Origin of the sequence: Hydrogenophaga sp. (assembly GCF_022844385.1) — a bacterium.
Taxonomy (GTDB): domain Bacteria; phylum Pseudomonadota; class Gammaproteobacteria; order Burkholderiales; family Burkholderiaceae_C; genus Hydrogenophaga.
Genome location: NZ_JALHLX010000059.1, coordinates 1 through 19438, shown reverse-complemented (window position 1 = coordinate 19438; position 19438 = coordinate 1). Strand labels below are relative to the sequence as shown.

The 19438-nt window shown below is 65.8% G+C and carries 16 protein-coding genes and 1 tRNA gene; 9 read left to right on the top strand and 8 right to left on the bottom strand.

Going from position 1 to position 19438, the window contains the following annotated elements:
• Together Q0C59_RS11405 and rng are read left to right on the top strand one after the other, a co-directional pair.
• On the top strand, nucleotides 1–174 hold a 174-nt coding region (locus Q0C59_RS11405), incomplete at its 5' end, for a Maf family protein (RefSeq protein ID WP_291215420.1).
• 28 nt (nucleotides 175–202) lie between these two features.
• The gene (rng, locus tag Q0C59_RS11400; RefSeq protein ID WP_291215417.1) at nucleotides 203–1744 is read left to right on the top strand and encodes a ribonuclease G; all 1542 of its coding nucleotides are present in this window, start codon (nucleotides 203–205) and stop codon (nucleotides 1742–1744) included.
• Nucleotides 1745–1753: 9 nt separating this feature from the next.
• Here rng and msbA read toward each other — a convergent pair whose 3' ends face one another.
• Complete coding sequence (gene msbA, locus Q0C59_RS11395; protein ID WP_407066557.1) at nucleotides 1754–3601, bottom strand: lipid A export permease/ATP-binding protein MsbA; 1848 nt, start codon at nucleotides 3599–3601, stop codon at nucleotides 1754–1756.
• A 152-nt stretch (nucleotides 3602–3753) separates the two neighbouring features.
• On the opposite strand from msbA, the gene tolB reads away from it, so the two are divergent.
• The 6 genes from tolB to Q0C59_RS11365 all read left to right on the top strand — a co-directional run bounded on the left by tolB (nucleotide 3754) and on the right by Q0C59_RS11365 (nucleotide 8629).
• Nucleotides 3754–5067: a Tol-Pal system beta propeller repeat protein TolB gene (gene tolB / locus Q0C59_RS11390; protein ID WP_291215412.1), complete on the top strand. Its 1314-nt coding sequence runs from the start codon at nucleotides 3754–3756 to the stop codon at nucleotides 5065–5067.
• 64 nt (nucleotides 5068–5131) lie between these two features.
• On the top strand, nucleotides 5132–5716 hold the full coding sequence (pal, locus tag Q0C59_RS11385) for a peptidoglycan-associated lipoprotein Pal (RefSeq protein ID WP_291215408.1): 585 nt from the start codon (nucleotides 5132–5134) through the stop codon (nucleotides 5714–5716).
• Between the two features lie 2 nt (nucleotides 5717–5718).
• Nucleotides 5719–6483, top strand: coding sequence for a tol-pal system protein YbgF (ybgF, locus tag Q0C59_RS11380; protein WP_291215406.1), 765 nt, complete (start codon nucleotides 5719–5721; stop codon nucleotides 6481–6483).
• A gap of 71 nt (nucleotides 6484–6554) precedes the next feature.
• Nucleotides 6555–7667 carry a YeeE/YedE family protein gene (locus Q0C59_RS11375; RefSeq protein WP_291215404.1) on the top strand — a complete coding sequence of 371 codons (1113 nt, stop codon included), beginning with the start codon at nucleotides 6555–6557 and terminating at the stop codon, nucleotides 7665–7667.
• Entirely contained in the window at nucleotides 7646–8500 is an 855-nt protein-coding gene (locus tag Q0C59_RS11370) for a ThiF family adenylyltransferase (RefSeq protein ID WP_407066556.1), read from the top strand. Before Q0C59_RS11375 ends, Q0C59_RS11370 begins: the two co-directional genes overlap by 22 nt.
• 53 nt (nucleotides 8501–8553) lie before the next feature.
• Nucleotides 8554–8629: transfer RNA gene (locus tag Q0C59_RS11365), tRNA-Lys, on the top strand.
• A gap of 85 nt (nucleotides 8630–8714) precedes the next feature.
• Here Q0C59_RS11365 and Q0C59_RS11360 read toward each other — a convergent pair.
• The 7 genes from Q0C59_RS11360 to dapC all read right to left on the bottom strand — a co-directional run bounded on the left by Q0C59_RS11360 (nucleotide 8715) and on the right by dapC (nucleotide 16496).
• On the bottom strand, nucleotides 8715–8963 hold the full coding sequence (locus tag Q0C59_RS11360; protein ID WP_291215399.1) for a GlsB/YeaQ/YmgE family stress response membrane protein: 249 nt from the start codon (nucleotides 8961–8963) through the stop codon (nucleotides 8715–8717).
• 106 nt (nucleotides 8964–9069) lie between these two features.
• Nucleotides 9070–11034: an ABC-F family ATP-binding cassette domain-containing protein gene (locus tag Q0C59_RS11355; protein ID WP_291215396.1), complete on the bottom strand. Its 1965-nt coding sequence runs from the start codon at nucleotides 11032–11034 to the stop codon at nucleotides 9070–9072.
• Nucleotides 11031–11936 carry a 50S ribosomal protein L3 N(5)-glutamine methyltransferase gene (gene prmB, locus Q0C59_RS11350; RefSeq protein ID WP_291215394.1) on the bottom strand — a complete coding sequence of 302 codons (906 nt, stop codon included), beginning with the start codon at nucleotides 11934–11936 and terminating at the stop codon, nucleotides 11031–11033. Before prmB ends, Q0C59_RS11355 begins: the two co-directional genes overlap by 4 nt.
• A gap of 7 nt (nucleotides 11937–11943) precedes the next feature.
• Entirely contained in the window at nucleotides 11944–13116 is a 1173-nt protein-coding gene (gene dapE, locus Q0C59_RS11345) for a succinyl-diaminopimelate desuccinylase (protein ID WP_291215392.1), read from the bottom strand.
• 4 nt (nucleotides 13117–13120) lie between these two features.
• Nucleotides 13121–14281, bottom strand: a complete 1161-nt coding sequence (locus Q0C59_RS11340) for a PilT/PilU family type 4a pilus ATPase (RefSeq protein ID WP_291215390.1) — start codon at nucleotides 14279–14281, stop codon at nucleotides 13121–13123.
• Between the two features lie 121 nt (nucleotides 14282–14402).
• Nucleotides 14403–15236, bottom strand: a complete 834-nt coding sequence (dapD, locus tag Q0C59_RS11335) for a 2,3,4,5-tetrahydropyridine-2,6-dicarboxylate N-succinyltransferase (RefSeq protein ID WP_291215387.1) — start codon at nucleotides 15234–15236, stop codon at nucleotides 14403–14405.
• A gap of 36 nt (nucleotides 15237–15272) precedes the next feature.
• Nucleotides 15273–16496, bottom strand: a complete 1224-nt coding sequence (gene dapC, locus Q0C59_RS11330) for a succinyldiaminopimelate transaminase (protein ID WP_291215385.1) — start codon at nucleotides 16494–16496, stop codon at nucleotides 15273–15275.
• Nucleotides 16497–16661: 165 nt separating this feature from the next.
• Here dapC and smc point away from each other — a divergent pair.
• Nucleotides 16662–19438: chromosome segregation protein SMC (gene smc, locus Q0C59_RS11325; protein WP_291215382.1), on the top strand; the 2777-nt coding region annotated here is incomplete at its 3' end.

Sequence of the window (19438 nt, the reverse complement as noted above, 5' to 3'; positions counted from 1 at the left end):
ATCGCGCGCTACGTGGCCAGCGGCGAGCCCATGGGCAAGGCCGGGGCCTATGCCATCCAGGGGCGTGCCAGCCTCTGGGTGAGCCACATCAGCGGCAGCTATTCGGGCATCATGGGCCTGCCCGCGCACGAGACATCGCAGGTGCTGCACGCCGCCGGTGTGCCGCTGATCTGAACCGCATCACGCCACAGAGAAGGGCCCCATGAGCCAGGACATTCTGATCAATTGGTCACCGCAGGAAACGCGGGTGGCGGTGGTGGAGCAGGGGGCGGTGCAGGAAGTGCACCTGGAGCGCACGCTGGAGCGTGGTCTGGTCGGCAACATTTACCTGGGCAAGGTGTCGCGCGTGCTGCCCGGCATGCAGTCGGCCTTCATCGACATCGGGCTGGACCGTGCGGCCTTTCTGCATGTGGCCGACCTCATGCCGAACATCGCGGCCAAACACGCCGCCCCGCGCGCAAGCGCGCCCGCAGCCGGTGATACCGGGCAGGCGGCTGGCGCCAACGGCAAACTGCTCACGCCCAACCCCGTGCTGCCGATCGAGCGCCAGATCTTCGAGGGCCAGGCGCTGATGGTGCAGGTGCTCAAGGACCCCATCGGTACCAAGGGCGCGCGCCTCACCGCACAGATCAGCATTGCGGGGCGATTGCTGGTGTTTCTGCCGCAGGACAACCACATCGGTGTGTCGCAGAAGATTCCCCCGGCGCAACGCGAAGCGCTGCGCCAGCGCTTGCTGCAGTTGACGGCCACCACCGACGGCAGTGCCGCAGGGGGCTTCATCCTGCGCACCAATGCCGAAGACGCCACCGACGAAGAGCTGACCGACGACACGGCCTACCTGCGCAAGACCTGGCTGCGCATCAAGGAGGCGTCGACCCGCCAGCCTTCGGCCACACTCCTGCACGAAGACCTCAACCTGATGCAGCGCGTGCTGCGCGATCTGGTGGGCGCCGACACCCATTCCATCCGCATCGATTCGCGCGAGCAGCACGGTCTGCTCACCACATTCGCCGCCGAGTTCATGCCCGACACCGTGGCCAAGCTGCAGCACTACAGCGGCGAGCGCCCGATCTTTGACCTGTTCAATGTGGACGAAGACATCGTGCGCGCGCTCAGCCGCCGGGTCGACCTGAAGTCGGGCGGCTACCTGGTGATTGACCAGACCGAGGCACTGACCACGGTGGACGTGAACACCGGCGGTTTTGTGGGCGCACGCAATTTCGACGACACCGTGTTCCGCACCAACCTGGAAGCGGCGCAGGCCATTGCGCGGCAATTGCGCCTGCGCAACCTGGGCGGCATCGTGATCGTGGATTTCATCGACATGGTGCGCGAAGACCACCGCGATTCCGTGCTCGGCGAGTTCCGCAAACAGCTCGCACGCGACCGCGTCAAAACCATGACCGGCGGTTTTTCGCAGCTGGGCCTGGTGGAGATGACGCGCAAGCGCACGCGCGAGTCGCTGGCCCACATGCTCAGTGAGCCCTGCGAAGCCTGCAGTGGCAAGGGGGTGGTGAAAACCGCGCGCAGCGTGTGCTACGACATCCTGCGCGAGATCCTGCGCGAAGCCCGCGCATTCAACCCGCGCGAATTTCGTGTGGTGGCCTCGGCCAAGGTGGTGGAACTCTTCCTCGACGAAGAGCGGGCCCACCTCGCGGGTCTGTCGGACTTCATCGGCAAGCCCATTTCGCTCCAGAGCGAGGGCTCGATGACACAGGAGCAGTACGACATCGTGCTGCTGTAGACGCGCTCTTCAGGCTTCTGGCTCAGGCCTGAAGCTCTGCGAGTGCAACCGCGCGTAGAGTCCATCGGCGTGCAGCAATTCGCGGTGCGTGCCCTGTTCGCTGATGCGGCCGTCAGCCAGCACCACCACGCGGTCGGCGTGTTCGATGGTGGAGAGGCGGTGCGCGATCACGAGCGTGGTGCGGCCCTTCATCAGACGGGCCAGTGCGTCCTGCACCAGCCGTTCCGATTCGTTGTCCAGCGCCGATGTGGCTTCGTCCAGGATCAGGATGGGCGCGTCCTTGTAGATCGCTCGGGCGATGGCGAGGCGCTGGCGCTGACCGCCCGAGAGCTCGGCCGCGTTGTGGCCCACGTTGCTGTGGATGCCCTGGGGCAGGCGTTCGACCAGCTCGCCGAGGTTGGCCGACTCGAGCGCGGCGCGCACGCGGTCTTCGTCAACCTCGTTGCCCAGTGCGCCCAGCGCCACATTGGCGGCCAGCGTGTCGTTGAGCATCACCACGTCCTGGCTCACCATGGCGTACTGGCGGCGCAGGCTGCGCAGGTCCCAGTCGGCCAGCGGCACGCCGTCGAGCCGGATGTCGCCGCGCTCGATCTCCACGAAACGCGGCAGCAGGTTGACCAGGGTGGTCTTGCCGGAACCCGACGGGCCCACGAAGGCCACGACCTCACCGGGGTGGATGTCCAGCGAGACGCCGCGCAGGGCCACCAGGCTGTCGTCGTCGCTTTGCACGACCTGGTCGTCCTTGGCCGGGTAGCGCACCCACACGCCGCTCAGCGTGATCGAACCCGTCACCCGATCGGTCGTGTGCGTTCCGCTGGATTGTTCGGGCGTGTTTTCGATGAGTTCCAGCCCTCGCTCCAGGGCCGCGAGGCCGCGCGTGATGGGCGCGGTGATTTCGGCCAGGTGCCGGATCGGCGTGATCAGCATCAGCATGGCAGTGACGAAGGCCACGAAGTTGCCCACCGTGACGCCGCTGCTGCTGCTCTGCCACAGCGCCACCGCAATCACCGCCGACAGTGCCGCGGAGGCGAGCAGCTGCGTGAGCGGTGTCATGGCCGCCATGGCGATGGTGGACTTGAGCGCCAGCCGGCGCAACGCCAGACTGAGCACGTCAAAGCGCTCGGTCTGGCGCGCCTGCGCGCCGTGCAGGCGCACCATGCGGTGCGCCAGCGCGTTTTCTTCCACCACGTAGGCCAGTTCGTCGGTGGCGGTCTGGCTGTCGCGGGTGAGCTTGTAGAGCCGCCGCGATAACACACGCATGATCAGGATCAGCCCGGGGAACACCAGCATCACGATCAGCGTGAGCTTCCAGTTCAGGTAGAACAGGTAGCCCAGCAGTGCCAGCACGGTGAGGCTGTCCTTGGTGAGCGTGAGGAAGGCAGACACCAGCATCTGCGAGCCGGTCTGTACCTCGTACACCAGCGTGTTCGACAGTTTGCTCGCGCTCTGGCGGGCGAACAGCGTCATTTGCGCGTCGTTGAGTTTGACGAACATGGCCCGGCGCAGGTTGAGCAAGCCCAGACTGGCTGTGTAGGAGAGCGTGTACTGCGCCACAAAGCCCGCCAGGCCACGGATGCCGAACAGGCCCATGAGCGCCACCGGCACCATCCAGAGTTCGATGTTGCCCTCGGCAAAGCCGCGGTCCAGCAAGGTTTTGAGCAGGGCCGGAATCAAGGGCTCGGTCAGCGCACCGATCAGCGTGCTGACCGCCGCCAGGGCAATGCCGGTCTTGGCCGAGCGGAAGTAGGGCCAAAGGCGCAGCAGGCGCTGGGTCAGTGTGCCGGCCAGTGGCGGGCTGGTGTTGTTGGATGCGGTCAAAAGCGGATCGGTCCCAAAGTGTGCCGGCCTGCGGAACATTCCGCACTGTGGCGAGTCAGCCTTGCACCACAAGCGACGGCCCTGCGTGCACACATCTTGTCACGGGAGGGCCGTATGCCTCCGTTATTATCGGTTGGCTGTGCAGGGCGCTTTGTCCCTGCTGCCACCTCAGGACAAGCGACACACTCAGCATGCTGGATTTGAACCGACACAACGCGCCGCCCCTGATTCCGAGACGCCGCGCGCTCGGCCTGGTTTCCACCCTCCCTTTGCTCGCCTGGCCTTTGGCATCTCAGGCCCAATTCCGGGTCGAGGTCGCCGGCGTCGGTCTCACCCAGTTCCCGTTTTCTGCCGTGGGTTTTCGCGGCAACGACGTTGCCAGTGAAAACATCGCCGCCATCGTGCGCGCCGACCTGGAGCGCAGCGGCCAGTTCCGCTTCGTCGACCCCATCGCAGGCGGTCTGGACGAAACCTCCCGCCCCGATCTCGGCCCCTGGCGCGAGCGCAGGACCGACTCCCTGCTCACCGGCAGCGTCACCAAGCTGGCCGATGGCCGCTTCGACGTGCGTTTCCGACTGTGGGACGTGGTGCGTGGGCAAGACCTGGGCGGCCTGAGCTACCCGGTGGGCGCACAAGACCTGCGCCTGGCTGCGCACCGCGTGGCCGACTTCATTTACGAGAAGATCACCGGCGAGAAGGGCGTGTTTTCTACCCGCATCGCCTATGTGACCAAAACGGCGCAGCGCCACAACCTCTGGGTGGCCGATGCCGATGGGGAGAACGCGCGTGCGGCCCTCACCAGCCCCGAACCCATCATCTCGCCGAGCTGGGCACCGGGTGGCGCCCAACTGGCTTATGTGTCGTTCGAAGCGCGCAAGCCCGTGATTTACGCGCACGACGTGGCTTCGGGCAAGCGGCGCCTGCTGGCCAATTTCAAGGGCTCCAACAGCGCTCCCTCGTGGTCGCCCGATGGCCGTTCGGTGGTGGCCACGCTGTCGCTCTCAGGCAGTGCGCAGGTGTACGCCATGGACGCCAACGGCGGCGAGCCGCGCCGATTGAGCCAGTCGGCCAGCATCGACACCGAACCGGTGTTCAGCCCGGACGGCAAGTCCATTTACTTTGTGAGCGACCGCGGCGGTTCTCCGCAGGTCTACCGCATGGGTGCGCAGGGCGGCAACGCCCAGCGCCTGACCTTCACCGGCAACTACAACATCTCCCCCGCGCCCAGCCCGGACGGGCGCTGGCTGGCCTTCATCTCCCGCGTCAATGGGGCGTTCCGCCTGCACGTGATGGAGCTGGCCAGTGGTACCGTGACGGCACTCACCGAGTCGAGCGCCGACGAGAGCCCCAGCTTCGCGCCCAACAGCCGCATGATCATTTACGCCACCCGCGAGAAGGGCCAGGAAGCCCTGATGACGACCACGGTGGACGGACGCATCAAAACGCGCCTGGCCGGTGCACAAGGCGACATACGCGAGCCCGAATGGGGCCCGTTCCTGCGCTGATTCGCACCATGGGCCCCTGAGGGCTCCCGCACCCATTCTTTTTTTGTTTCCAAGGAATCTCTCCATGAACACCCTCTCGAACCCATCCGCCATTCGAAACACGCGCCTGCAGCGCGGCCTGCGCCTGGTGGCCGGGCTGGGCCTGGCCGCCGCGCTGGCCGCTTGCAGTTCCGGTGTGAAGCTCGACGACGTGCCGGTTGAAGACCGTTCTGGCTCTGCACTCGGTTCCGGCGGTGCCGCAGGTGGCCAGGGTGGCGCTGTCGATCCGCGTGGCGTCTCCGGCGTGTCCGTGGGCGGTGCCGATTCGGCCCAGCCCGCCGCCGTGGCACGCATCATCTATTTCGACTACGACAGCTTCGAAGTCAAGGCCGACTCGGCAGCTACGCTGGAAGCCAATGCGCGTTACCTCAACGCCAACCGCACCCGCCGTGTGAATCTTGAAGGTCACACCGACGAGCGCGGTGGCCGCGAATACAACCTGGCGCTGGGCCAGAAGCGTGCCGAGGCCGTGCGCCGCGCGCTGGGTCTGCTGGGCGTGACCGAAGCGCAGATGGAAGCCGTGAGCTTTGGCGAAGAGAAGCCCGCTCAAGTGGGTCTGGACGAAGCTTCATTCGCCAAGAACCGCCGCGTTGAACTGACCTACCGTTGAACATGAAGCTGACCTCCGCCGCGCCCTGGGCGCTTCTTCTTGCCATGGTGTGGCCCTTGCAGGCCCAAGCCTTGTTTGGTGACGACGAGGCGCGCAAGGCCATCATCGAGCTGCGGCAGAAGGTGGATGCCAACAAGCAGGCTGCCGACAGTGCTGCGGCCGAAGCGCGCGAAGGCGATGCGGGTATGCGCCGCAGCCTGCTGGAGCTGTCCAACCAGATCGAGCAGCTGCGGGCCGAGCTTGCGCGCCTGAGGGGCCAGAACGAGCAGTTGGCGCGTGAGGTGTCCGAGCTGCAACGGCAGCAGAAAGACGTGCAGGCCGGCATCGACGAGCGTCTGCGCCAGGTAGAGCCGCTGCGCATCGAGTTTGACGGCCAGACCTTCACTGCCGCGCCGGCTGAAAAGGCCGACTTCGAAGCCGCCATGGCGCAGCTGCGCAAGTCCGAGTTCCAGCCGGCAGCGGCAGCCTACGCGTCGTTCCTGCAGCGTTACCCCGCCAGCGGCTACACGCCTTCGGTGCTGTACTGGCTGGGCAACGCGCAGTACGCCATCCGCGCCTACAAGGAAGCCGTGGCCACCCACAGCCGTCTGGTGCGTGAATTTCCAGCCCACATGCGCACGCCCGAGGCCATGCTCGCCATGGCCAACAGTCACGTTGAACTGAAAGACGCGCGCACCGCGAAGAGCACGCTTGAAAACCTGGTGAAGGCGCATCCGAACTCCGAGGCTGCTGCTGCGGCCCGCGAACGGCTGGCCCGCCTGCGTTGACATGAGCCACGTGCCTCGGCACGTGGCTATCGGCGCAGAAGGGACTATGCCCGCCTCCTACAATGGCGGCCATGGAAATCGCCGACCTCGCCAAACTCAATACCCTCGTCCTCTGGGCCGCTTTCGCAGTGGCCCTTGTTTTTGGGTTCATCGCGCAACGCACGCACTTCTGCACCATGGGCGCGATCAGCGACATCGTGAACATGGGCGACTGGACGCGCATGCGCATGTGGGGCATGGCGGTGGGCATCGCGATGATCGGCTTCTACGGCATGGCCTGGGTCGGCTGGATCGATCCCGCGCAAAGCATTTACACCGGTCCGCGCGTCATCTGGCTCTCTGCGGTGGTGGGTGGGGCCTTGTTCGGTTTCGGCATGGTGCTGGCCTCGGGCTGCGGCAGCAAGACGCTGGTGCGCATCGGTGCTGGCAGCCTGAAGTCGCTGGTGGTTTTTTTCGTCATGGGCATCGCCGCGTTTGCCACCCTGCGCGGCGTGACCGCCGTCCTGCGTGTGAATACGGTGGACACCGTCTCCTTCAACATGGCATCGGGCTCCGCGTTGCCCGCCTGGCTCGCCACTGTCATGGGCTCGGCGCCTGCGGTCACGGGATTGTTGTTCGCGCTGGTGGTCGGTGGCGCCCTGGTGGTCTGGGCGCTGCTGGGACGTGATTTCCGCACCGGCAACAACCTGCTCGCCGGCTTCGGGCTCGGGCTGGTGGTGACCGCCATGTGGTGGGTCAGTGGCCGGCTCGGTTTTGTGGCCGAGCACCCCGAAACGCTGGATGCCGTCTTCCTGGGCAGCAACACCGGCCGCATGGACGCGCTGACCTTCACCGCACCCATGGCCTACACGCTGGACTGGCTCATCTTTTTCAGCGACACCTCCAAGGTGCTCACCTTTGGTGTTGTCACGGTGGTGGGCATGGTGGTCGGCGCGTTTGTGTGCGCCGTCCTCGAAGGCAGCTTTCGCTGGGAAGGATTCCGCAGCACGCAAGACACGGCCTTGCACATGGCCGGTGCTGTTTGCATGGGCGTGGGGGGCGTCACCGCGCTGGGCTGCACGGTCGGCCAGGGCATGTCGGGTCTGTCCACCTTGAGCCTGACCAGCATCATCGCGGTCACCGGCATCGTGCTCGGTGCCATCGGTGGTTTCCGGTTCCAGATATGGTTGCTGGACCGCGAGTGACCCAGGACAAGAACGAGCGATTCGAGCGCCGCTTTGGCGGGCTGCGCCGGCTCTACGGTGTCGATGGTGCGCAGCGCATCTTCAACGCGCACGTGGTGGTGGTGGGCATCGGTGGGGTGGGGTCGTGGGCGGTGGAGGCCCTGGCGCGCAGCGGCGTGCGGCGTCTCACCTTGATCGACCTCGATCACGTGTCCGAATCCAACATCAACCGGCAGATCCATGCCTTGGAGCCGACGCTGGGCCGGGCCAAGGCCGAGGCGATGCGCGACCGCATCGCGCTGTTTCATCCCGATTGCGGCGTCGATGTGATCGACGAGTTCGTCACGCCAGAGAACTGGCCCGCGTTGCTGCACGGTGTGTCCGGTCTTGAAGGTTTGCCCTCGGCGGTCATCGATGCTTGTGACCAGGTGCGTGCCAAGACCACCCTGGCCGGCTGGGCCATCGCCCACTCGGTGCCATTCATCACGGTGGGTGCGGCGGGCGGCAAGCGACTCGCTCACGCGGTTGACGTCGCTGATCTGAGCGAGGTGACACACGACCCCTTGCTCGCGCAGTTGCGCTATCGCCTGCGCAAACACCACGGCGGCGCGCGCACGGGACGCATGGGTGTTGGCTGCGTGTTCAGCCGCGAAACTGTGGCGCCGCCCGATGCGTCTTGCAACATCGAGGACGTTGACGGCTCACTCAACTGCCACGGTTATGGCTCGGTGGTGAGCGTCACGGCAGCGTTTGGTTTCTGCGCTGCAGGTTGGGTGATGAACAACTTGGCGAAAGATGCACAAGCAATCTTGAAGAGGTCTTCAAATGGCCCCGAAAAAGAAGTTATAATTTGAGGCTTCGCGGGATACACAATGTGCAAACAGTGTGTCGAATGTGAAGCCCTGATGGGACGTTAGCTCAGTTGGTAGAGCAGCGGACTTTTAATCCGTTTGTCGTGGGTTCGACCCCCGCACGTCCCACCAAAACATGTGAAGCCCTGATCGAAAGATCAGGGCTTTTTTGTTGCCCGCTGCATGCACTGCAGCGGGCAGGGCGCCCCGCAAGGACTCAGCGCTTCTTGAAGAAGCCGTAGATCACCAGCAGGATGATCGCGCCGATCACCGACGCAATGAAGCCGACCGGATCACCCTGGCGGTAGAAGCCCAGTGCTGCGCCAAGATACCCCGCCACGAAAGCACCGGCGACACCGAGCAGAGCGGTCATGATCCAGCCCATGCTGTCGTTGCCGGGCTTGATGGCGCGTGCAATGAAACCGGCGATGAGGCCGATGAAAAGGGTGCCGAGAATGGACATCATTCGAAAGACTCCTGAGCGTTGAGGTGGATACAAAAGCAGTAGAGCCTGCACTCTAGCTGCTTTTTACCTCGCCCCCAGGCCGTGCCACTGGCGGCTTGTCAGAAGCTCAGGCGTTCACGGCTTCGATGGCTTCGGTGAGCTCCAGCCAGCGCGCCTCAAGGGCTTCGTTCTCGTCGTTCACGGCCTTGAGTTGTTTGCCGTTTTTGGCCAGGTCGGCCGGGCTGAGTGGTTGTCCCAGGGTTGCCTCCAGGCGGGATTTGTCCTGGGCGAGCTGTGCCATGCGCTTCTCGGTCTGCTCCAGCTCCTTCTTCAGCGGCTTGGTTTTCTCGGCCAGTTGCTGGCGGCGCTGGGCGTCGTTGCGCTTCTGCTCGGGTGCCGCCACTGGCGCCGCGGCCGGCGTGCGTTGTGCATCGCGTTGTTCCTGGCGCTGGGCCTCGCGTGACTGCTTGGCCATGTCCAGCAGGTAGCGCTGGTAGTCGTCGAGGTCACCGTCGAAGGGTTCGATGCCGCCGCGCGAGACCAGCCAGAACTCGTCGCACACGGCGCGCAGCAACGCGCGGTCGTGGCTGACCAGCATCACAGTGCCTTCGAACTCGTTGAGCGCCACCGACAGGGCCTCGCGCGTGGCGAGGTCCAGGTGGTTGGTGGGCTCGTCGAGCAGCAGCAGGTTGGGGCGCTGCCAGACGATCATGCACAGCACCAGGCGGGCCTTTTCGCCGCCGCTCATGCTGCCCACGCTTTGTTTGACCTGGTCGCCGGTGAAGTTGAAGTTGCCCAGGAAACTGCGCAGGTCTTGCTCACGCGTGGGCTGGCCGCTCAGGCGGCCTTCAGCGGTGCATTCCCGCACCAGGCGGATCATGTGTTCCAGCGGTGTGTCGGCCGGGCGCAGCACGTCGAGTTCCTGTTGCGCGAAATAACCGATGTTCAGGCCCTTGCCTTCGGTGATCTCGCCGGCGATGGGTTGCAGGTCGCGCGCGATGGTTTTGACCACGGTGGACTTGCCCTGGCCGTTGGCACCCAGAATGCCGATGCGCTGTCCCGCCAGCACCGAGCGGCTGATGTTGCGCACGATCACGGTGGGCTCACTGCCTTCGTCGGGTGGTGGGTAGCCAAAGCTGGCGTCGCTCATGGCCAGCATCGGGTTGGGCAGGTTTTGCGGCTCGGTGAATTCGAAGGTGAAGTCGGCGTCGGCCAGCACCGGACCGATCTTCTCCATGCGCTCCAGCGCCTTCACACGGCTCTGCGCCTGCTTGGCCTTGCTGGCCTTGGCCTTGAAGCGGTCGATGAATTTCTGCAGGTGCGCCATCTTGTCCTGCTGACGCGAATACGCCGACTGCTGCAGCGCCATCTGCTCGGCGCGCATGTCCTCGAAGCGGCTGTAGTTGCCGCCGTAGCGGGTGAGCTGTGCGGTGTGGATGTGGATGGTGACGTTGGTCACCGCGTCGAGGAATTCGCGGTCGTGGCTGATGACCAGCATCGTGCCTTCGTAGCGCTTGAGCCAGGCTTCCAGCCACACGAGCGCGTCGAGATCCAGGTGGTTGGTGGGCTCGTCGAGCAGCAGCAACTCGCTTGGGCACATGAGGGCGCGCGCAAGCTGCAGGCGCATGCGCCAGCCACCCGAAAAGCTGTTGACCGGGCGCTCCAGTTCGTCGGTGCGAAAACCCAGGCCGAGGATGAGAGCCTGGGCACGTGCGGGTGCGTCGTGTGCGCCAGCATCGTGCAGGGCCATGTAGGCGTGGGCCATGCGTTCACCGTCGCCACTGTCTTCCGAGGCAGTCACCTCCTGCTGTGCGGCGAGCAGGGTCACGTCGCCCTCGATCACGAACTGCGTGGCAGATTCCTCGGTCTCCGGCATGTCCTGCGCCACCTGAGCCATGCGCCACTGCGGTGGCACGTAGAAGTCGCCTTTGTCTTCGTGCAGCGTGTGGTTGAGCAGGCCGAACAGGCTGGACTTGCCCGCGCCGTTGCGCCCCACGAGGCCGACTTTTTCACCCGGGTTGATGGTGCACGACGCGTTGTCGAGCAGGACCTTCACACCGCGGCGAAGGACAAGGTTTTTCAAGGTGATCATGGAGCGGGCGTCTGCGAAGTGGGCAGCGCCAAAAGGGATTCAAGGGTGAGCAAAAGGACTTGGTCGTCGCCGGCGCTGGTGGCCAGCCAGACGACTTCCAGGTGGGGAAACGCGGCTTCAAAGTGCTCGCGTTCGTTGCCGATTTCGAGCACCAGCACGCCCTGGGGTTTGAGGCGCTTGGGCAGGTCGCGGATGAGGGTACGCACGAAATCCATGCCGTCGACGTTGCCGGCGGTGTTGCCGTCCAGCGCCAGGGCCGGTTCGGCGCGGTATTCGGGTGGCAGTGCGGCCATGCTGCGCGCGTTCACGTAGGGCGGGTTGCACAACACAAGGTCCCAGGGGCCGGGGCAGTTCTGCAGGCCGTCGGACTCCACCAGCCGGATGCGATGCTGCAGTTCGTGGCGCGCTACGTTGATGCGTGCGACTTCCAGCGCGTCCGGGGAAATGTCGGCGCCGGTCACGCGAACATCGGGGTACGCCATGGCCGCGAGCACGGCCAGGCTGCCGTTGCCGGTGCACAGGTCCAGCACGTCGCGGGTTTTTTCGTCCAGCCAGGGGTCGATCGAGCCTTCGGCCAGCAGCTCGGCAATGAAGCTGCGCGGCACGATGGCGCGCCGGTCCACGTGGAAGGACACGCCTTGCAGCCAGGCTTCGCCGGTGAGGTAGGCCGCCGGTTCGCGGGTGTCGATGCGCCGCTGGATCAAGGCGTTCACCTCGGCTTGCTGCTCGGGTGTCACGGGCTGGCGGGCGAGGGCGTCCAGGTCGCTGTCCAGCGGCAGGCCGAGCTGCCACAGCACGAGCCAGATGGCCTCGTCGCGCGCGTTGGTGGTGCCGTGGCCATAAGCCAGTCGGGCCGCGTCCAGGCGGCGGGCGGCCGCAGCCAGCAGTTCTTTCAGTTTCACGGGGCGCTCAGTCGGGAGAGCCGCCAAGACGGGACAGCTTGTCCAGCGTGCAGCGGTAGATGTTCTTGAGCGGTTCGATGTCGGCCACGGCCACATGCTCGTCGATCTTGTGGATGGTGGCGTTGGGTGGGCCGAGTTCGATCACTTGGGGGCATACCTGGGCAATGAAGCGCCCGTCGCTGGTGCCGCCGGTGGTGGAGAGTTCGGTCGTGATGCCGGTTTCATCAAAGATGGCTGCGCGCACGGCCTCCACCAGCGTGCCGGGCGGCGTGAGGAAGGGGCGCCCGCCCAGTGTCCAGGCGAGGTCGTAGCCGCTGCCGGCTTGCAGGCCGTGTCGGGCCAGGATATCGGTCACGCGTTGCTGCAAACCCTCGGGGGTGGACTCGGTGGAGAAACGGAAGTTGAAGTCGATCACCACGGTGCCCGGGATCACATTGCTCGCACCCGTGCCGCCGTGGATGTTGCTGATCTGCCAGCTGGTGGGCGGGAAAAATGCGTTGCCGGCGTCCCAGGTCGTGGCGGCCAGTTCGGCCAGCGCGGGCGCGGCGAGGTGGATCGGGTTCTTGGCGAGGTGCGGGTAGGCAATGTGGCCCTGGATGCCCTTGACCGTGAGCTTGCCGCTCATGGTGCCGCGGCGGCCGTTCTTGATCATGTCGCCGGTGCGTTCCACCGAGGTGGGTTCGCCCACGATGCACCAGTCGAGCCGCTCGCCGCGTTGTTTGAGCAACTCGCAGACCACCACTGTGCCATCCAGGGCAGGGCCTTCTTCGTCGCTGGTGAGCAGAAAGGCGATGTCGATGGAGGGTCTTGGGTGTTCAGCCACGAACTCCTCGCACGCCACCACCATGGCGGCGAGCGAGGTTTTCATGTCGCTCGCGCCGCGACCATAAAGCTTGCCGTCGCGGTGCGTAGGGGCGAACGGATCGCTGCCCCAGGCGGTGGTCGGGCCCGTGGGCACCACGTCGGTGTGGCCGGCAAAAATCAGCGTGGGTTGCTGGCCCGTGCCCAGGCGAGCCCAGAGGTTGGTTACGCGGAAATCGTCTGGGCCGCTCTCGATGGTTTCGCAGCGGAAGCCCAGGGCCTCAAGACGCTGCGCAATGACTGACTGGCAGCCTTCATCGCGCGGCGTGACGGAGGCGCGGGCGATGAGCTGTTCGGTCAGGCGCAGGGTGTCTGTCATGGAGTCAATACTTCACGTCGAGCGTGAACTCGGTGAAGGTGGCGTTCTCGGCGGCATCTTCGTCGGTGGCGTGCGCTGCGTCGTTCGACTTGTTCGCATGAAAGTCGTTCTGCAGGCGCCACAGCAGGTTGTTGGGCGAATCGGCCTGGGCCAGACCTTCGTTGCGTGTGACCAGGCCATCGTTGATCAGCCGCGCAAGGTCCTGTTCGAAACTCTGTGAGCCGTCGGCCAGCGACTTTTCCATGGCCTCGCGCACGCCGGAGAAGTCGGCCTTCTGGATCAGGTCGGCGATCAGCGAGGTGTTGAGCAGCACTTCCATGGCAGGCACGCGGCCCCCGGTGTGGGTGCGCAGCAGGCGTTGTGAGACGATGGCGCGCAGCGCGGCGGCCAGGTCACCCAGCATGGTGGGGCGCACCTCGACCGGGTAGAAGCTCAGGATGCGGTTGAGCGCCTGGTAGCTGTTGTTGGCGTGCAGAGTGGCCAGGCACAGGTGGCCCGACTGCGCGTAGGCAATCGCGGCCGACATGGTTTCGCGGTCGCGAATCTCGCCGATCAGGATGACGTCGGGCGCCTGGCGCAGTGCGTTCTTCAGCGCGATCTGCAGCGAAGCTGTGTCGGGACCGATCTCGCGCTGGTTCACCACCGATTTCTTGTTCTTGTAGACGTATTCGATCGGGTCTTCAATGGTGAGCACGTGGCCGCTGGCGCACTCGTTGCGATGATCGATCATGGCCGCCAGCGTGGTGCTCTTTCCGGCGCCGGTGGCGCCCACCATCAGCACCAGGCCGCGTTTTTCCATCACCAGGTCGGCCAGCACGGGCGCCACGTTGAGTGAATCGAGCGCCGGGATGTCGCCCGGGATGAACCGGATCACCACCGCGATGTTGCCGCGCTGGCGGAATGCGCTGATGCGGAAGTTGCCGAGCGCCTCCAGCGGCACGGCCATGTTGAGCTCGCCGGTTTCCTGAAGCTCTTCCATGCGGGTGGAGGGAATGATCTCCGAGAGCAGGTTGCGCGGCGCCTCGGGGGGCAAGACCTGGCTGTTGATCGGAATGGTCTGGCCGTTGATCTTGATCATGGCCGGCGCATGCGCCGTCAGGTACACGTCCGAGGCCTTCTTGTCGGCCATCAGGCGCAGGATGCGCTCCATTGTTCCGCTGCTCATGCTGATCCCTTCAAGTGAATACGTACAGTGAGGCAGGCCGCCGCGCCGGGCCGTCCCAAGCAAGGCCAGCCCCCTTGGGGGGCAGCGACCCGCGAAGCGGTGGAGCGTGGGGGCATCATGTTCAGTCGCGGAGGAGATCGTTCAAGCTCGTTTTCGAGCGTGTCTGCGCGTCCACCGTCTTGACGATGATGGCTGCGTAAGTGCTGTAGTCCTTGCCCGAGGCCGTCTTCTTGGGCAGGCTGCCGCTGATCACCACGCTGCCGCTCGGTACGCGGCCAAACACCACCTCGCCGGTCTCGCGGTTGAAGATGGGGGTGCTCTGGCCAAGGTACACGCCCATGCCGAGCACGGAGTTCTCTTCGACGACCACACCCTCAACCACCTCGGAGCGCGCGCCGATGAAACAGTTGTCTTCAATGATGGTGGGACCCGCTTGCAAGGGCTCCAGGACACCGCCGATGCCCACGCCACCCGAGAGGTGCACGTTCTTGCCGATTTGCGCGCAGGAGCCGACCGTGGCCCAGGTGTCGACCATGGTGTTTTCGTCGACGTAGGCGCCGATGTTCACGTAGCTGGGCATGAGGATCGCGCCCTTGGCGATGAAGCTGCCACGGCGGGCCACGGCTGGCGGCACGACGCGCACGCCGGTGGCTTTCATCTCGGCTTCGCTCAGGTGCGAAAACTTGGTCTTGACCTTGTCGAAGAAGCCCAGGTCACCGGCGCGCATGATTTCGTTGTCCTTGAGGCGGAACGACAGCAGCACGGCCTTCTTGATCCACTGGTGCACCGTCCACTGGCCCACAGCCTCACGCGTGGCCACGCGCAGATGGCCATTGTTGAGTTCTGCGATCACGTGTTCCACCGCGTCCAGCACTTCCTTGGGTGCGGTGGCGGGAGAGAGTTCGGCGCGCTGGTCCCAGGCGTTGTCGATCAGGCTTTGCAGTTGTTGGGTCATGGGTCTGGTCAAAGGAGGGAATTGTGGGAGGAAGGATCAGCGTTGCCCGGCCATGAAGGCGCGAATGCGGTGCGCCGCTTCCAGGCATTCGGCGGGTTCGGCCACCAGGGCCATGCGCACGCGGCCCGCGCCGGGATTCGAACCGTTGAAATCGCGCGCCAGGTAGCTGCCGGGGAGAACCGTCACATTGTATTGAGCCAGCAAGGCGCGGGCGAATGCTTCGTCGGCACCCAGACCGGCGCTGACGTCTGCAAACGACGCCGGAACGCCCGCCCACAGGTAAAACGACGCGTCGGGCAAGGCCACATCCAGCACCTCGGCCAGCAGCGGCGTGACCTGGGCGAACTTCTCGCGGTATTGGCGCCGGTTGTCGACCACATGCGCTTCGTCGCCCCAGGCCGCCGCGCTGGCCGCCTGCACGGCCGGGCTCATGGCGCCACCGTGGTAGGTGCGGTAAAGCAGAAAAGGTTTGATCAGCGCAGCGTCGCCCGCCACAAAGCCGCTGCGCAGGCCCGGCACATTGCTGCGCTTGGACAGGCTGGTGAAGCTCATGAGGTTGCGGAAATCGGCGCGCCCGAGCGCCTGTGCGGCTTCGAGCCCACCCAGCGGCGGTTCGTCGCGGAAGTAGATCTCGCTGTAGCACTCGTCGGAGGCGATCACGAAGCCATGCCGGTCGCTGAGTTCGAACAGCTTGCGCCACTCGTCCAGCGGCATCACCGCACCCGCCGGGTTGCCGGGCGAACACACAAAGAGCAGTTGGGTGCGGGCCCAGACCTCGGCCGGCACGCTGCCCCAGTCGGCCGCGAAATTGCGGGCCGGGTCACTGGCCACATAAAACGGCACGGCGCCCGCCAGCAGGGCCGCGCCCTCGTAGATTTGGTAGAAGGGATTGGGAAACACCACCGTGGCGCCCGCCCGGGTCGGGTCGACCACGGTCTGGGCAAAGGCAAACAAGGCCTCGCGCGAGCCGTTGACAGGCAGCACCTGGGTGGCCGGATTCACTGTGACTCCGTAGCGCCGGTGCACCCAGGCCGCGCAGGCTCCGCGCAGGCCGGGCTCGCCCGCGGTGGCCGGGTAGCTGGAGAGACCTGTGTCCAGTGCGGCGGCCAGGGCTTGCTTCAGGAAGTCGGGAGCGGCGTGTTTCGGCTCGCCAATGCCCAGGCTGATGGGTCGCAAGTCCGGGTTGGGGGTGATGTCGGCGAACAGCCGGCGCAGCCGCTCGAATGGGTAGGGCTGGAGGCGGGTCAAAAGCGGATTCATCCGGCGATTATCCGTTTGCCCCGGCCGGCACCCAGCCGCAGGGGACTTGGTCGGTTTCTTGCCGACCGTCCCGGGGCCGGCGCGCGGGGTCAGCGGGGTATCATTTCGCTCGCGTCGTCGGCCAAGGGCGGGCGTTTCTCCTCCAGTCAGTCATCGGGCAGCGCCGTGCGTCTCAACTCCATCAAGCTCTCGGGCTTCAAGTCCTTCGCCGAACCGACCAATTTCATGCTCCCGGGGCAACTGGTGGGCGTGGTCGGGCCGAACGGTTGTGGCAAGTCCAACATCATGGACGCGGTGCGCTGGGTGCTGGGCGAGTCCAAGGCCTCCGAGCTGCGCGGCGAGTCCATGCAGGACGTGATCTTCAACGGCACCAACACGCGCAAACCGGCCAGCCGCTCCAGCGTGGAACTGGTGTTCGACAACAGCGACCACCGCGCCGGCGGCCAGTGGGGCCAGTTCGGCGAGATCGCCGTCAAGCGCGTGCTCACGCGCGACGGCACCAGCAGCTACTACATCAACAACCAGCCGGTGCGCCGCCGCGACGTGCAGGACGTGTTCCTGGGCACTGGTCTGGGCCCGCGTGCCTACGCCATCATCGGCCAGGGCACCATCAGCCGCATCATCGAGAGCAAGCCCGAAGAGCTGCGTCTGTTCCTCGAAGAAGCCGCCGGTGTCTCCAAATACAAGGAACGCCGCCGCGAGACCGCGCACCGCCTGGCCGACACGCGCGAGAACCTCACGCGGGTCGAAGACATCCTGCGCGAACTCAACGCCAACCTCGACAAGCTGGAGAAGCAGGCCGAGGTCGCGGCCAAATACAACAACCTGCAGGCCGGCGTCACGCTCAAGCAGCACCAGCTCTGGTTCATGAAGCGCAGCGAGGCCGAAGCCGATCAGGTCAAGGTCAAGACCGATGCGGCCCAGGCGATCAACGACCTGGAGTCGCGAACCGCCGATTTGCGTCGCGTCGAAAGCGAGCTGGAAACCATCCGCCAGGCGCACTACGCCGCAGGCGATCAGGTCAACCAGGCCCAAGGTAAGTTGTACGAAGCCAGCGCCGAGGTCGGCAAGCTCGAAGCCGAGATACGGTTTGTGGTGGAGGGCCGCACCCGCGTGGAACAGCGCCTGGTGCAACTGAAAGAACAGATCGCTTCATGGACCACCCGCAGCGAAGACGCGGCGGTGGAACTGGAGCAACTGGCCGAATCCATGGTTCAGGCCGAAGACCAGTCGGTGGTGCTGGCCGCGCAGGGCGAAGAACAGTCGGGCGCCTTGCCCGCGCTCGAAGACAGCCTGCGCCAGGCCCAGGCCCGCGCCAACGAGCAGCGCGCCAGCGTCACGCAGGTGCAGCAGCAGATCCAGGTGCTGGCGGCCGAGCAGCGCAGCATCGAAGAACAGAGCCGCACGCTCAACCAGCGGCGCGAGCGCCTCACCGCCGACCGCAACGCCCTGGCCGCGCCCGACGAAGCCCGTCTGCTGAGCGCACAAACCCAGCTCGCGGGCGCGCAGGAAGCGGCGGAGATGAACGACGCCGTGCTGCACGAGTTGCAGGACAGCGTGCCCCAGCTCGACGAGGCCCGCCGCAGCGCCCAACAGGCGGTGAACCAGGAGTCGGCCAAACAAGCCGATCTGTCGGCCCGGCTGGAAGCGCTGAAGGCGCTGCAGGAGAAGGTCAAGACCGACGGCAAGCTCAAACCCTGGTTGGTCAAACACGGGCTCGACGGGCTGCAAGGCCTGTGGAGCCGCGTCCACATCGAGACCGGTTGGGAAAACGCGCTGGAAGCCGCGCTGCGCGAGCGCCTGGGTGCGCTTGAGGTCTCGCGCCTGGACATGGTGCGCGCCTTCGGCAACGACGCACCGCCGGCCAAGCTGGCCTTCTACAACCCGCCTTCGGCCGGTGCCAGCCCTGCGAGCACCAGCGGCCTGAAACCTTTGGCCGCCTGGCTGCGCCTGAACGACGCTGGCCAGCAGGCCCTGCTCGCCGAATGGCTGCACGGCTGCCTGACCGCGCCCAGCTTGGAGGACGCCATGGCGCAGCGCGCGCAGCTGCAGCCCGGCGAGGTGATCTTTGTGGCCAGTGGCCACGCGGTCACCGCGCACAGCGTTAGCTTCTACGCGCCCGACAGCGAGCAGGCCGGTCTGCTGGCGCGCGCGCAGGACATCGAGAACATCGACAAACAGCTCAAGGCGCAGGTGTTGATCAACGAGCAGGCGCGTTCCAGCCTCATCCGCACGGAGGCGGCCTACACCGACGCCTCGCAGCGCCTGGTGAGCGCGCGCCGCGAAGCGGCCGAGTCGCGCACCCGCGCGCACGAGCTGCAGGTGGAAGCCCTGCGCCTCACCCAGCTGGCCGAACAGACCCGCGCGCGCAGCGAGCAGATCGCGGCCGACCTGGCCGAGGTGGACGCGCAGCTCGACGAACTGCAGGAGCGCCGCGTGACCGCCGAGGCGCGCTTTGAAGAACTCGACATGCAGCTGGCCGACAGCCAGGAGCGCCACGCGCAGCTGGACGACACGGTGATCGCGGCCGAACGCTCGCTCAACCAGGCGCGTGAACAGCAGCGCTCACTGGAGCGCACCGCGCAGGAAGCCACGTTCGCCCTTCGCAGCCTGCAGGCGCGCCAGGCCGAGCTGCAGCGCTCGCTGGAGACGGCGGCCACGCAAGAGAAGTCGCTCGCGGACGAGCAGCAGCGCGCCGCCGACGAACTCGGCCGCCTGAACGACGCTGCTGCGCAGGCCGGCCTGCAGGACGCGCTGGCCATGAAACTGGAACGTGAACAAGCGCTGGGCGCGCTGCGCAGCCAGTACGACGACCTTACCGCCAAGCTGCGGGCCAGCGACGAACGCCGCCTGCAACTGGAGCGTGAACTCGATCCGCTGCGCAACCGCATCACCGACTTTCAGCTCAAGGAACAGGCCGCGCGCCTGGGCGTGGAGCAGTA

Excerpts from the sequence above, each read along its gene's own strand:
- Q0C59_RS11360 (WP_291215399.1), bottom strand. The coding sequence starts at position 8,963 with ATGATGTCCATTCTCGGCACCCTTTTCATCGGCCTCATCGCCGGTTTC.
- dapC (WP_291215385.1), bottom strand. The coding sequence starts at position 16,496 with ATGAATCCGCTTTTGACCCGCCTCCAGCCCTACCCATTCGAGCGGCTG.
- msbA (WP_407066557.1), bottom strand. The coding sequence starts at position 3,601 with ATGTTCCGCAGGCCGGCACACTTTGGGACCGATCCGCTTTTGACCGCA.
- ybgF (WP_291215406.1), top strand. The coding sequence starts at position 5,719 with ATGAAGCTGACCTCCGCCGCGCCCTGGGCGCTTCTTCTTGCCATGGTG.
- Q0C59_RS11375 (WP_291215404.1), top strand. The coding sequence starts at position 6,555 with ATGGAAATCGCCGACCTCGCCAAACTCAATACCCTCGTCCTCTGGGCC.
- pal (WP_291215408.1), top strand. The coding sequence starts at position 5,132 with ATGAACACCCTCTCGAACCCATCCGCCATTCGAAACACGCGCCTGCAG.
- Q0C59_RS11370 (WP_407066556.1), top strand. The coding sequence starts at position 7,646 with ATGGTTGCTGGACCGCGAGTGACCCAGGACAAGAACGAGCGATTCGAG.
- Q0C59_RS11340 (WP_291215390.1), bottom strand. The coding sequence starts at position 14,281 with ATGAGCAGCGGAACAATGGAGCGCATCCTGCGCCTGATGGCCGACAAG.
- tolB (WP_291215412.1), top strand. The coding sequence starts at position 3,754 with ATGCTGGATTTGAACCGACACAACGCGCCGCCCCTGATTCCGAGACGC.
- rng (WP_291215417.1), top strand. The coding sequence starts at position 203 with ATGAGCCAGGACATTCTGATCAATTGGTCACCGCAGGAAACGCGGGTG.
- Q0C59_RS11355 (WP_291215396.1), bottom strand. The coding sequence starts at position 11,034 with ATGATCACCTTGAAAAACCTTGTCCTTCGCCGCGGTGTGAAGGTCCTG.
- dapE (WP_291215392.1), bottom strand. The coding sequence starts at position 13,116 with ATGACAGACACCCTGCGCCTGACCGAACAGCTCATCGCCCGCGCCTCC.
- dapD (WP_291215387.1), bottom strand. The coding sequence starts at position 15,236 with ATGACCCAACAACTGCAAAGCCTGATCGACAACGCCTGGGACCAGCGC.